Source organism: Pseudomyxococcus flavus, assembly GCF_050038885.1.
Taxonomy (GTDB): domain Bacteria; phylum Myxococcota; class Myxococcia; order Myxococcales; family Myxococcaceae; genus Myxococcus; species Myxococcus flavus.
In genome coordinates this window covers 8,998,180-9,010,431 of the sequence record NZ_CP143624.1, presented here as the reverse complement: position 1 = coordinate 9,010,431, position 12,252 = coordinate 8,998,180, and the positions used below count along the sequence as shown (strand labels likewise).

The window sequence follows — 12,252 nt, the reverse complement described above, 5'->3', positions numbered from 1 at the left end:
CAGTGACGGGCGGGTGACGCAAGTGCTCGGGGCGGGTGCACGGACGGTATGGCGTGGACGTGGCGGGAACTTTTCTCCCGCCCTCTTGTGTCCTTCGGCATCGTGAGCGCCCGTGCCTTCATCGAGCGAGCCCTGGAGCACCTCCCCGCCCTGCGGCGGGTGGGGCGCCGGCTGACGGGCAGCGCCGCGGAGGCGGACGACCTGGTCCAGGAGACCGTCGCGCGAGCCCTGGAGTGCCGTGGCGAGCTGCGGGACCCGGAGCGGCTGAAGGGCTGGTTGCTCGCGGTGCAGCGCACCGTGTTCCTCAACTCCCGTCGTGGCATGCGCCCCCGACTGGAGGTGCTGGCGGGTGGGCTCGGCAAGGACGCCGTGTGCGAGCCCTCCGTCGACCTGGAGTCGGAGCTGCATGCGCGCACCCTCAGCTCGGCCATGCGGTCCGCGCTGGACTCGCTGGCGCCCGAGTGGCGCGACGCCCTCTGGCTGCGCGAGGTCGAAGAGCTGAGTTACGAGGAAATCGCCCAGGTCCAGGGCTGCCCCGTGGGGACGGTTCGCTCGCGCCTCGCCCGGGCGCGGCTGGCGATGTTCGAGTTCCTCGAGAAGGAGAAGGCACATGGAAGCCTGTAGCCCGGCGTGGCAGGAGCGTCTCTCCGCGTGGTTCGACGGTGAGGTCCAGGCACATGAGCAGGGGGCGGTGGAGCTCCACCTGGGCCGGTGCGTGGGCTGCGCTCGCGAGGCGGCCCGCTATGCCGGGCTGCGTGAGCGGATGAAGGCGGAGCTGGCCGCGGTGCCGCCCGTGCCTCCCGAGCTGCGGGCCCGGGTCTCCCGGCTGGTGCCGCGTGCACAGCCCTCGTCCTCGTGGCCGAGGCGGGTCGCGGGCCTGGCCGCGACGGTCGCCGTGCTCGGTGGCGGCTGGGCGTTGTGGCCCCGGGGCATGAACGAGGCGCTGGCCTTCGACCTCGAACGGCACCACCTGAAGACCTTCTCGCGCACCGCGCCCTGTGAGTTCGAGTCGTCGGACCCCTCCGAGGTGAAGGCCTGGGTGGAGCGCGAGGTCGGCTACTCGGTGGAGGTCCCGGAGGTGCCCGGCGCGACGCTCCTGGGCGCGCGGCGCTGTGAGCTGCATGGGAGCCTCTCGGCGTCGCTGCAGTACCGGCATGGGAACAAGGCCATGACGCTCTTCCTGCCACCGCCGGGCTCGGCCGCGGCGCGGCACGCGGCGAGCTTCGCGGGCGCGGGGACGCGCTGCACGCAGGGGCCGGTGGGGGAGCGCATCTGCGTGGCGCAGCGCGGAAGCGAGCAGGTCGCACTGGCGGTCTCGGAGCTGGAAGCCCCCGTGCTGCTGGATGCCCTGGCGAGCTTCACGCCGTGAAGCGGCGCCGCCGGTGCCGGGAACTTTCTCGCGCGCCGGTCGTGTCCTCGGGCGCATGAGTCCACGTATCCAGCGGCCGCACGGCCCCCGCGCGGGAGGCGCGCGATGACGCTGACCCTTCCTGGCATCTTCCTGGCGGGCCTGCTGACGTTCCTCTCGCCCTGTGTCCTGCCGCTCGTTCCGCTCTACCTGTCATATCTGGCGGGCGTGTCCCTGGCGCAGCTCCGCGAGGCAGGCGGCGGCGTCCGGAGGCCCTGGGGCGTGGCGGTGGCGTTCTCCCTGGGGCTGAGCACCGTGTTCGTCGCGCTGGGGATGGCGGCCACCACCGTGGGCGGGGCGCTCGCGGAGCACCGGAGCGGGATGCTCCAGTTCGGAGGGCTCGCGCTGTTCCTCCTGGGGCTCAAGCAGATGGGCCTCATCCAGGTGCCCTGGCTGGACAGGGAGTCGCGACCGTGGCTGGGGAAGGTGCAGCGCAATGGCGGCCTGCTGGGGGCCTTCCTGTTCGGAGCGGCCTTCGCGCTGGGATGGACGCCCTGCATCGGTCCGGTGCTGGGCGCGGTGCTCACCTATACCGCCGCGTCCACCTCGGAGCCGCTCACGGGCGCGCTCTACCTCGGCACCTATGCCGCGGGGCTGTCGGTGCCGCTGCTGCTCGTCGCCGCCATCGCGCCGCTCGCGCTTCGCTGGCTGGAGCGCGCGAAGCGGCACCTCCGCAAGTTCGAGGTCGCCACGGGCGTGATGCTCGCGGGGCTGGGCCTGTTGCTCTTCACGGACTCGCTCGAGGTCCTCGTTCCGTCCTCGGGCGCGCAGGGGGCGCCGGTCCTCGTGGCGGAGGCTCCCGCATCGCCCGCGGACGTCGCCGCGCCCGAGGCGGGCGTGGCGTGCACCGCCGACGCGGCGGGGGAGGGCGCCTGTGCTCTTCCGGAGGCGCCGTTCATCCCATCCAGCAGTGGCGCGTCCGGGCGCCTCGCGGTCGAGCGCCCGACGCTGGTGGAGTTCGTGAGCCGCAGCTGTCCCATCTGCGAGCGGATGGAACCGGTGGTGGCCCTGGCCGAGCAGCATTGCAAGGGCGCGGGTGTGGACGTCCTCCGCCTGGACGTCGGGACCGTCGAAGGGCGCCTGGCCGCCGCCCGCCACGGCATCCGCGGCGTTCCCACGTTCGTCTTCCTGGATGGCTCGGGCCAGGAGCTGTCACGCCGCATCGGCGAGCAATCCCTGGCGTCACTCCAGGAGGGGCTGGAGTCCATCATGGGGGGGCGCTGCGCCGGGCTCGTCCTTCCGGGCGCCCCGGGGCTCCCGTCCGCACCCGGCGGTGGCGCGGGCATCTGAGCCGCGGCGGCATGCCAGGGACACCGGAGGATGAAGCCCCGCATCACGGGTAGCGCTGGAAGACAGGTCTCGGCAGGTCCTTGAAGTCTGTCTTTGCGGGAACGAGCGTATGGCTTCGCTTTGCGAGGCTTCCGTGTCCGAATCCCTGTCATCCCGTTTCCCGATGTCTCCCTATCCCGTTGGCTGGTTCCGCGTCGCCGCATCGGACGCGCTGCCACCGGGGACGCACCAGAACCTCCGCATCTTCGGGCAGGAGTTGGTGCTGTTCCGGACGGCGAGCGGCGTGCCCCGGCTCATCGAGGCGTATTGTCCCCACCTGGGCACGCACCTGGGCAAGGGCGGCTGCGTGGAGGGGGACAACATGGTGTGCCCGCTCCACGCGTGGCGCATCGGCGGAGACGGCGCCGTCGCGCATGTCCCCTACAGCAAGGCGAAGCCACGCATCGCCGTGCGCTCGTGGCTGCTCCGCGAGGCCAGCGGGCAGATTTTCGTCTGGCATCACCCCGACGACGCGGCGCCCGAGTGGGAGCCGCCCGAGCTCTTCGAGGCCACGGACCCGGGCTGGACGGGATTCCTGCCGGCGCGGACCTGGAAGCTGCGCACCCACGTGCAGGAGTTCTGTGAGAATGGCGCGGACAACGTCCACAGCACCTGGCTGCACGGTCAGCAGAGCGTCACGACGTCGGTGGAGGTCGACAAGCACGTCTATACCCACCGCACCCGCCAGCGCTTCACCTTCTTCGGCCTGGTGAAGGCGCTCGCGAAGGAGGCGGAGGGCACGCTCGACATCTCCTGCCATGGGCTGGGCATCGTCGTCGAGCGGGGCCAGGTCACCCTGAAGCTGTCGATGCAGTACTGCCTCGTCTTCTTCCCGGTGCCCGTGGACGACACCTGCATCCACCTGCACAGCGTGCTGTCCATCCGCCGGCTCCCCTCGGCGCTCGCCACCCGGCTGCTGTGGAAGAAGTCCGCCGCGGAGATGAGCGCCATCATCGACCAGGACGTGCCCGTCTGGGAGGCGAAGCAGTGGAAGGAGCGTCCCGTGCTCGTGGCGGAGGACGGCCCCATCCATGCCTACCGCGCCTGGGCCCGGCAGTTCTACGTGAAGCCGCAGGCGGAGCCGCGTCCCCGGAAGACGGCCTGAGGCGCTCAGCGCGACGATGGCCGCTGCGCCAGGTCGCGCAGCGCGCGCCGGTCGAGCTTGCCATTCTGCGTGCGTGGCAGCTCGGGCAGGGCGCGGACCTCGTCGACAATCATGTACCGCGGCAGCCGCTCGGCGCAGTGCTTCTTCAGCTTCAGCAGGGAAGGGGCCTTCGCCGCGTGGCTCACGACGAAGGCCACCAGCCGGGCCTCCAGGCCCGCGCCCGTGGCGACCACGCCCACCTCCCGGAGGTCCGGATGCGTGAGCAGGGCCGCCTCGATCTCGCCGGCCTCGATGCGGCGCCCTCGCACCTTCAGCAGGTTGTCGCGGCGGCCCAGGTACTCGAAGGTGCCGTCGGGGAGCTCGCGGCAGCGGTCGCCGGTGGCATACGGCCGGGCGCCATGCGGGGGCTGGCCCCAGTAGCCCAGCATCACCGTGGGGCCCTCGACCATCAGCTCGCCCACGCCGTCGCCTTCCTCCCGGGCCTCCTCCGAGTCCGGTGGCGACCGGGACAGCCACACCCGGTTGCCGCAGCTCGCGCGGCCGATGGGCACCGGCTCGGTGCGGTGCGGTGAGATGTCCGTCACCTCGTGGAAGGTGCAGACGTTCGTCTCCGTGGGGCCGTAGAGGTTGAAGAAGCGCGCGTGCCGCAGGTGCTCCCGCAGCGGGCGCAGGTGCCGGATGGGGAAGGGCTCGCCGGCGAAGAGCACCATGCGGAAGGGCAGGTCCGCGTGGCTCAGCAGGCCGCCCTCCTGCATCATCAGCATCAGCGCCGAGGGCACCGAGTACCAGCAGGTGAACCGCTCGCGGAGCACCAGCTCCACCAGCTTCTCCGGGGAGAAGGCCAGCGCCTCCGGAATCAGCGTGACGGACGCTCCGCCCATGAAGGCGGCGTAGAGGTCCAGCACGGACAGGTCGAAGAAGAACGGCGCGTGGTTGCTGAAGCGGTCCTCTGGCGTGGTGCCCAGCAGCCCGTGGGCCCATTCGATGAAGGCCAGCGCGTTCCGCTGGCTGATGCACACGCCCTTGGGCGTCCCCGTGGAGCCGGAGGTGTAGAGGATGTACGCCAGGTCATGGTCCCCGGCGCCGTGCGGAGGCAGCGGCTCCGGCGAGAAGCTGGACAGCCGGTTCCACGACAGCGCGGGCCCCTTGTCGTCCAGCAGCAGGAACCGCAGCCGGCCGAGGCCCGCGTTGTGGAGCTCGGCGGCGCGCGTGGTCGTGGTCACCATCACGTCGATGCCGCAGTCGTCCAGGATGAGGCGCGCGCGCGCCGCCGGATTCAGCGGGTCCATGGGGACGTAGGCGGCGCCCAGGCGGGCAATGCCCTGCATCGCCGCCACGGCGCGCACGGACTTCTCCGCCCAGAGCCCCACGCGGTCGCCCTTCTTCACGCCCAGCTCCTGGAGCGCGCGGGCCACGCGATTGGCGTGCGTGTCGAGCTGGCCGTAGGTAAAGGTCCCGTCGGGACCCTTGAGGGCGACGGCTTCGGGGGCCTTCGCCGCTGCGCGGATGACGATTTGGTCGAGGGTCATAGGCCGAGCTGGTTGGCGATGATGTCGCGCTGGATTTCGGAGGTGCCGGAGAAGATGGCGCTGGGGATGGCGTCCCGGAGCACGCGCTCGATGCCCGTCTCGGCCACGTAGCCCATGCCGCCGTGAATCTGGATGGCGTCCAGCCCGCACTGGATGGCGGCCTCGCTGATGGCCAGCTTCGCGAGGGACACCTCCAGGGCCGCTTCCTGGCCGCGGTCCATCTTCCAGCAGGCCTGGTACAGCAGCAGCCGCGAGGCCTCCAGCCGCTGCTTCATGTCCGCGAGCCGGTGGGAGATGGCCTGGTTCTTCCCCAGCGCCTTCTTGAACTGCTTGCGCGTCCGGGCGAAGTCCACCGTCTGCTCGAGCACCCGCTCCATGACGCCCACGTACGCGGCGAAGAGGCAGGCGCGCTCCCACTGCATGGAGCGCTTGAAGAGCGCCGCGCCCTGGCCTTCCAGCCCCAGCCGCGCGGACTCAGGGACGCGGCAGCCCTCCAGGTAGATGGGCGAGATGGGGGAGGTGGACAGGCCCATCTTCTCGAAGGCCCGGCCCACGGAGAGCCCGGGCGTGTCCCGCTCGACGAGGAAGGCGCTCAGGCCCATGTAGCCGTGCGAGGGCTGCGTGGCGGCGTAGACGAGGAACACGTCGGCGGACGGGCCATTGGTGACGTAGCTCTTCCCGCCGTCGAGCACGTACCCATCACCCTCGCGCACCGCGCGCGTCTTGAGGGCGAAGACATCCGAGCCCGCCTCCGGCTCGGAGATGGCGTTGGCGCCCACCCACTCACCGGAGCACAGCCGGGGGAGGTAGCGGGCCTGCTGCGCTTCATTCCCGCTCTCCAGGATGGGCATCACGCATGCGAAGAGGTGGGCCCCGACGGAGAACACCAGCCCGGTATCCAGGCATCCGCGGCCCAGGGCCTCCATCACCCGGGCCGTCGTCAGGGTGTCCAATCCCAGCCCGCCATGCGCCGGGGGCACGGGGAGGCCCAGGAAACCAAACTCACCACATCGCTGCCACAGGTCTCGTGGCAAGACTTCCTTGGTAGTCTTTGACGCTTCCGGCAGCTGGGAGCGCGCGAACGCGAGGGCGCGGTCGTAAAGCTCCACCTGCTCGTGTGTCCAACTGAAGTCCATGTGTTCCTGGCGTTCCAACGGGTGACAGGGGCGAGGGGCCGCGCATCGAACGCGTTGCGCATGCGCGCGGGCTGGCCCTCGGAGTGTCGAAGTCTGACGTGTGTCGACATGGACCGTCAAGGACCCGTGAGATGACCGTGGCGCGTGTGTCTTTGGAGGGATGATTATCCTGTCCGCATGAACCTGCCTGAGATTGACGCGCACGACGTCGCACGGAAGTTGTCGGAAGCCATCCAGCACCGGACCATTTCCTATCCAACGGGTTACGATGAAACGAAACTCAATGAGTCACGCAAGGCCTTTGTCGCCTTCCGGGACTGGGTGAGCCGGACCTATCCCGCGTTCTCCGCGGTGGCGAAGCGCGAGGTGGTAGGGGATTACAGCCTGCTGTTCACCTGGCAGGGGACCGATGCCTCGCTCGACCCCGTTTTGCTGATGGCCCACATGGACGTGGTGCCCCTGGATCCGCTGAGCGAATCCGACTGGCTGCACCCGCCCTTCGCCGGCGTGATTGCCGAGGATCAGGTCTGGGGCCGGGGGGCGCTGGACATGAAGGGCGCGCTGGTGACCCAGCTGGAGGCCGCCGAGCGCCTCATCCAGGACGGCTATCAGCCTCGGCGGACCATCCTCTTCGCCTTCGGCCACGACGAGGAGAACGGGGGGCTGGAGGGCAACCGGCGCATCGCGGACCTGCTCGCCTCCCGGGGCGTCCGGCTCTTCTTCAGCAGCGACGAGGGCGGCGGGCTGGCGGGCCCCATCTTCCCGGGCGTGGCCCAGGACATCGCGGTGGTGGGCGTGGCGGAGAAGGGGCTGCTGGTGGTGGAGCTCACCACCCGGGGCGATGGCGGCCACGCGTCTGCGCCGCTGCCATTCGAGCACCTGGCCATCGGCAAGCTCGTCACCGTCCTCAAGCGCCTGGGGAGACTGAGGTTTCGCAACGCGATGGCCCGGCCCACCGAGTGGATGCTCGAGGAGCTGGCGCCGGACTCCGGACCGGTGCAGCGCATGCTCTACAAGCACATGCGGCTGAGCCGGCCCTTCCTCACGCAGCTCATGGGGCACGTCGAGGCCTCGTCCGCGATGTTCCACACGACGATGGCGCCCACCGTGGTGGCCGGTGGCCTGAAGGAGAACTCGCTCCCGGTGGAGGCCCGGGCGGTGCTCAACCTGCGCCTGCACTTCGTGGACACGGTGAAGGGCGTGCTGGAGCGGATCCGCCGCGTGGCGGGCAAGCTGGCCGAGGTCCGCGTGCTGGAGCCCGCACGTGAGGCGTCACCCATCGCCAACGTGGATGGGGAGGCCTACCGCTTGCTGAAGGCGACCATCGAGCAGGCGAAGCCGGGTGTCCTGGTGGTGCCCTATCTGGTCTCCGCGTGCACGGATTCGGTCTACTTCCAGGCACTCACGGACAACGTGTTCCGCTTCACGCCACTACCCATTGGGCCGGGTGAGCTGATACTCATACATGGGAATAACGAGCGTGTTGGAATTCCGCAGCTAGGGACCGCGGTAACTTTCTACATGCGGCTGATACGGACAGCAGGCGATTCGAGGCCGACAGACACAGACATGGCCCAACCTGGTCGGTGATTGACTGGTTGCCGCGTGAGCAGTTTGCTCTTGGCATGGAACGATGCGTCGTCTTGGACTTGCCTGGGTTGTGCGCGAGGTACGTTGGGCCCTCGACGCCAAACATGCAGGCCTTTGCGGGGAAGGGGCGGATGGTCACGCTCCAGCCCGTCCTGCCGGCGCTCAACTGCACCATGCAGGCGACGTTCCTGACAGGCAAATACCCGAGCGAGCACGGCATCGTGGCGGACGGGTGGCTGCACCGGGAGCTGGGCGAGGTCCGCTTCTGGCCGCAGACGGACGGGCTGGTGCAGGCGCCGCAAATCTGGGACGCGGCGCGCCGCCTGGACCCCAGCTTCACCTGTGCCCGGGTGTGCTGGTTCATGAACATGTATTCGAAGGCGGACTACGCCGTCACCCCGGAGCCGTCCTTCACGTCGGACGGGCGTGTGCTGCCGGATGTCTTCACGGAGCCGCTCCACCTGCGCAAGCCGCTCGTCGAGGCGCTGGGGAACTTCCCCGCCTATGACTACTGGGGGCCGAGCTACAGCATCTGCTCGTCCGAGTGGATTGCCGACGTCGCGATGTGGCTGGAGCAGCGGCACAGCCCCACGCTGTCGCTCGTCTTCCTGCCGCACCTGGACTACACCCCTCACACGTTCGGCCCGGACGCGCGGGAAATCCACAAGAGTCTCCAGGAGATCGACGCCGTCGTCGGGAAGCTCATCGCCTTCTACGAGGCGCGCGGCGTCCGCGTCATCATCGTCTCGGAGTTCGGCGCCACGCCTGTGTCGCGGCCGGTCCACCTGAACCGGCTGTTCCGCCGGCGCGGCTGGCTGGCCATCCGCGAAGAGGCGGGCCGCGACATGGTGTATCCGAGCGGCAGCGACGCCTTCGCCGTCGCGGACATGCAGGTGGCCCACATCTACGTGCGCGACCCGGCCCGGGTGGACGAGGTCAAGGCGCTGATCGAGGCCGAGCCCGGCGTGGCCCAGGTGCTCGACGCGGAGGGCAAGCGGGCCCACCACCTGGACCACCCCCGCTCGGGCGAGCTGGTCGCGCTGGCGGAGCCGGATGCCTGGTTCACCTACTTCTACTGGCTGGATGAGCACCGGGCGCCGGACTACGCGCGGACCGTGGATATCTACCGCAAGCCCGGGTACGACCCGCTGGAGATGTTCGTGGACCCCCAGCTCGGGCTTCGCCTGGTGGACGTGGGCAGCAGCGTCCTGAAGGAGAAGCTGGGCGTGCGTACGCGCCTGGAGGTCGTCTCCACCGACGGTACCTTGCTCAAGGGCGCGCATGGGCTGCTCACCGGGCCGGAGCGCGCGCCCGTGTTGATGACCCGTAGTGCCGAGCTGCTCGAGGCAGACACTCTCCACGCCACGCAAGTCCACGACCTCATCCTGGCTCACCTGACCGGGCAGCAGGCGGCGGCCTGAAAGGCTTTCGCGAGGAAGAGGCGGGACACGTCATGAACAAGCTTCCGGGGAGCGCCATCGTCATTGGCGCGAGCATTGGTGGGCTCAGCGCGGCGCGTGTGCTGGCGGACCACTTCGAGCGGGTCACCGTCATCGAGCGGGACGTCCTCGAGGACGGTCCGCGCCAGGGCGCTCCCCAGTCCAATCACATCCATGTCCTGCTGCGGCGAGGCGTGGACCTGCTGGAGCAGTACTTCCCGGGGCTCGTCGAGGAGATGAAGGTGGAGGGCATCGAGCCCTTCGACTTCACGAAGGACCTGCGCTGGCTCCAGTTCGGTGACTGGATGCCGCGGGAGCCGAGCGGCATCGTGCTGTATCCGCAGACGCGCTTCTCCCTGGAGCGCTACCTGCGCCGGCGGGTCCGCGCGTTCGCCAACGTGGAGATCCTGGAGTCGACCGCCGTGCGGGCGCTGCTGGCCACGCCGGACGGCCGGCGCATCCTGGGGGTGCAGACGCACGACCGGCACGATGCCGGTGGCGCGGTGACGAACCGGCTGGCGAACGTCGTCGTCGACGCGAGCGGGCGCGGCTCGCAGCTGAGCAAGTGGCTGGCGGACCTCGGCTTCGGCCCGCTGGAGGAGAGCCGGCTCCCCATCAATCTCTGCTACGTGTCGCGCCTGTTCGAGCGGCCCGCGACGCCCAGGGACTGGCGCGGGCTGTGGGTGACGCCGCTGCCGCCGGAGGCGCCCCGGGGCGGCGCGATGCAGGAGGTGGAGGGGAACCGCTGGATCGTCTCGCTGTTCGGCTACGAGGGCCACCACCCGCCGCGCGACGAGAGCGGCTTCGTGGAGTTCGCCAGGACACTCCGCGAGCCGGACATCCACGAGGCCATCAAGGATGCGAAGCCCGTCTCGGACGTGCAGGTGTACCGCGTGCCCGACGTGCGGTGGCGCCACTACGAGCGCATCGAGGAGTTCCCCGCCGGCCTGCTCGTCCTGGGCGACTCCTGGTGCTACTTCGACCCTGTCTTCGGCCAGGGCATGTCGGTGGCGATGCTGGAGGCCAACCTCCTGAACGAGTCGCTGCATCAGCTCGACAGCCTGGACGCCGTGACCCAGGCGTGGACGGCGACCTACCTGCGCACGGGCGCCCAGTGGCTGCGCGGGCTCTGGTTCTTCGTGACCGCGGAGGCCATGCGGCATGCCCACGTGCCCGGTGAGCGCACCCGGCTCGTCAAGCTGGCCCAGTGGTACGTGGAGGAGCTGTACGCGTTGAACCACGAGCACCCCGAGGTCTACCGCGAGTTCCTCAAGCTGATGCACGTCCAGGCCGGTCCGGAGTTCCTGCTGAGGCCCGACATCGCGCTGCGGCTCGCGAAGCGCGCCTGGAAGAAGAAGTCGGCCAAGGGCTTCGGGCACGAGGCGCTCCAGCCGGAGCGCCCTGCTTCGGCGCCCGACCGCTCCGCTCCGCAGCTCCCTCACGAGGGCACTGCGTGGCCGGCGAGCCGGGTGACGCTGGGCCTGCGTTATGCGGGCCGGGTGCTGGCCAACCTGGTGGTGCCCGGGAAGGTCGGTCCGAGAGATCGCCTCTGTCACTTCGACACCGAGGCGATGTGGACCCCGGACAAGACGATGGGCTGGTTCGTGCGGGACGCACTCCAGTCGCAGCGCCTGCTGAAGGAGGCGGGCGAGGTTCGCCGGTTCCTGGAGTTCTGGCTGCCGTTCCAGGGCCTGAGCATCGCGAAGAAGGCGCTGATCGAGCTCTCCTTCAACGCGGACGAGCCCGGGTTGGGCTTCATGCTCTACAGCGACAACCAGACGGTGACGCAAGCCTTCCGCCAGTACACCCATCAGCTCGGCATCTCCAACGAGGGGGTGGAGCGCTCCATTGCCATCTGCGAGACGTTCCGGCCCTCCGACCTGGGCATGGTGCGGGCGGAGTTCAAGCCTGGCAGCACCACCCGGTATTCGATTGCCGCGAGCTGGCACTTCGACCCCCTGCGCGACCACTCGGGGTTCGAGTCGGCCATGCGCCGGCTTCCGGAGCGCTTCCGGGCGGGCGTGTTCGCGGAGCGGGTGAAGGCCTATGCCAACGCGCTGTCGACCGAGTACTTCCCGCTGTTCCTGGGGCTGAGCTTCCAGGAGGACGGAACGCTCGAGTCGAAGATGTATCTGGTTCGCTTCGACGAGAGACAGGCCCCGTTCCACCCCGGCTCGGAGCTGTGGCGGTTCATCCAGGACATGGGCGTGTCGGCCTCGGAGCTGGAGCGCATCAAGCAGCTGAATGATCTGCTGTGGGAGCGCTCGGCGGACAGGATGACCCAGGTGGCCATCGAGACGTCCGAAGCCCAGTCCCAGCCCCGGCGCGTCAACCTCATCTACAGCGGGACGGAGACCTCCGCGGTCCTGGAGGCCATCAGCCGCTTCGGGTATCCACCGTCCGCCGCCCAGGCCGTTCGCGGCTTCGAGCAGATGATGCAGACCGACCGCGCGAAGTTCGTCGCGGTGCGCGTCGGGCCCGAAGGCCTGAGCCCTCGGCTCAAGCTGTACAAGCACGCGCTGTTCGACTTCGCCGATCTGTCCGTGGTGGAGGACGGGGGCCTCAAACCACGCCATTCTCAGACAACGGGAGGCGGCACCGACGCCGCGAGAGAAGTTCCCGACCTGTGTCTCTATTGATTTTCGCTGGTCATGATTGAAGCTCAAACGAGCAATGAGTCTGCGCGGCTTTTCAGCCGTCAGCGGAGCCGTGTTCC

9 protein-coding genes are annotated in these 12,252 nt (G+C 69.5%); 7 read left to right on the top strand and 2 right to left on the bottom strand.

Annotation, left to right across the window (positions count from 1 at the left end; genetic code table 11):
* Positions 1–102: 102 nt before the first annotated feature.
* The 4 genes from VZL07_RS37175 to VZL07_RS37160 all read left to right on the top strand — a co-directional run bounded on the left by VZL07_RS37175 (position 103) and on the right by VZL07_RS37160 (position 3,842).
* The gene (locus tag VZL07_RS37175) at positions 103–624 is read left to right on the top strand and encodes an RNA polymerase sigma factor (RefSeq protein ID WP_426752703.1); all 522 of its coding nucleotides are present in this window, start codon (positions 103–105) and stop codon (positions 622–624) included.
* Positions 611–1,369: an anti-sigma factor family protein gene (locus VZL07_RS37170; protein ID WP_426752702.1), complete on the top strand. Its 759-nt coding sequence runs from the start codon at positions 611–613 to the stop codon at positions 1,367–1,369. The genes VZL07_RS37175 and VZL07_RS37170 overlap by 14 nt, the downstream gene beginning before the upstream one ends.
* A 105-nt stretch (positions 1,370–1,474) precedes the next feature.
* Complete coding sequence (locus VZL07_RS37165; protein ID WP_426752701.1) at positions 1,475–2,698, top strand: cytochrome c biogenesis protein CcdA; 1,224 nt, start codon at positions 1,475–1,477, stop codon at positions 2,696–2,698.
* Positions 2,699–2,831: 133 nt separating this feature from the next.
* Positions 2,832–3,842, top strand: a complete 1,011-nt coding sequence (locus tag VZL07_RS37160; protein ID WP_426752700.1) for a Rieske 2Fe-2S domain-containing protein — start codon at positions 2,832–2,834, stop codon at positions 3,840–3,842.
* 5 nt (positions 3,843–3,847) lie between these two features.
* Here the strand turns inward: VZL07_RS37160 and VZL07_RS37155 are convergent, their stop codons facing one another.
* Positions 3,848–5,371 (bottom strand): amino acid adenylation domain-containing protein, encoded by a 1,524-nt coding sequence (locus VZL07_RS37155; protein WP_426752699.1) that lies wholly within the window; start codon positions 5,369–5,371, stop codon positions 3,848–3,850.
* Positions 5,368–6,507, bottom strand: coding sequence for an acyl-CoA dehydrogenase family protein (locus VZL07_RS37150; protein WP_426752698.1), 1,140 nt, complete (start codon positions 6,505–6,507; stop codon positions 5,368–5,370). Before VZL07_RS37150 ends, VZL07_RS37155 begins: the two co-directional genes overlap by 4 nt.
* A gap of 177 nt (positions 6,508–6,684) precedes the next feature.
* Between VZL07_RS37150 and VZL07_RS37145 the strand changes: the two genes are divergently transcribed.
* The 3 genes from VZL07_RS37145 to VZL07_RS37135 are packed head-to-tail and all read left to right on the top strand — an operon-like array spanning position 6,685 to position 12,175.
* A complete protein-coding gene (locus VZL07_RS37145; protein ID WP_426752697.1) occupies positions 6,685–8,097 on the top strand; it encodes a M20/M25/M40 family metallo-hydrolase in 1,413 nt (470 codons plus the stop codon).
* 35 nt (positions 8,098–8,132) lie between these two features.
* Positions 8,133–9,518, top strand: coding sequence for an alkaline phosphatase family protein (locus tag VZL07_RS37140; RefSeq protein WP_426752696.1), 1,386 nt, complete (start codon positions 8,133–8,135; stop codon positions 9,516–9,518).
* A gap of 32 nt (positions 9,519–9,550) precedes the next feature.
* Positions 9,551–12,175, top strand: a complete 2,625-nt coding sequence (locus tag VZL07_RS37135) for an NAD(P)/FAD-dependent oxidoreductase (protein WP_426752695.1) — start codon at positions 9,551–9,553, stop codon at positions 12,173–12,175.
* Positions 12,176–12,252: the final 77 nt, after the last annotated feature.

Bases quoted from the DNA above. Each gene is read 5' to 3' on its own strand.
- VZL07_RS37170 (WP_426752702.1), top strand. From the start codon at position 611: ATGGAAGCCTGTAGCCCGGCGTGGCAGGAGCGTCTCTCCGCGTGGTTC.
- VZL07_RS37165 (WP_426752701.1), top strand. From the start codon at position 1,475: ATGACGCTGACCCTTCCTGGCATCTTCCTGGCGGGCCTGCTGACGTTC.
- VZL07_RS37150 (WP_426752698.1), bottom strand. From the start codon at position 6,507: ATGGACTTCAGTTGGACACACGAGCAGGTGGAGCTTTACGACCGCGCC.
- VZL07_RS37135 (WP_426752695.1), top strand. From the start codon at position 9,551: ATGAACAAGCTTCCGGGGAGCGCCATCGTCATTGGCGCGAGCATTGGT.
- VZL07_RS37140 (WP_426752696.1), top strand. From the start codon at position 8,133: ATGGAACGATGCGTCGTCTTGGACTTGCCTGGGTTGTGCGCGAGGTAC.
- VZL07_RS37145 (WP_426752697.1), top strand. From the start codon at position 6,685: ATGAACCTGCCTGAGATTGACGCGCACGACGTCGCACGGAAGTTGTCG.
- VZL07_RS37155 (WP_426752699.1), bottom strand. From the start codon at position 5,371: ATGACCCTCGACCAAATCGTCATCCGCGCAGCGGCGAAGGCCCCCGAA.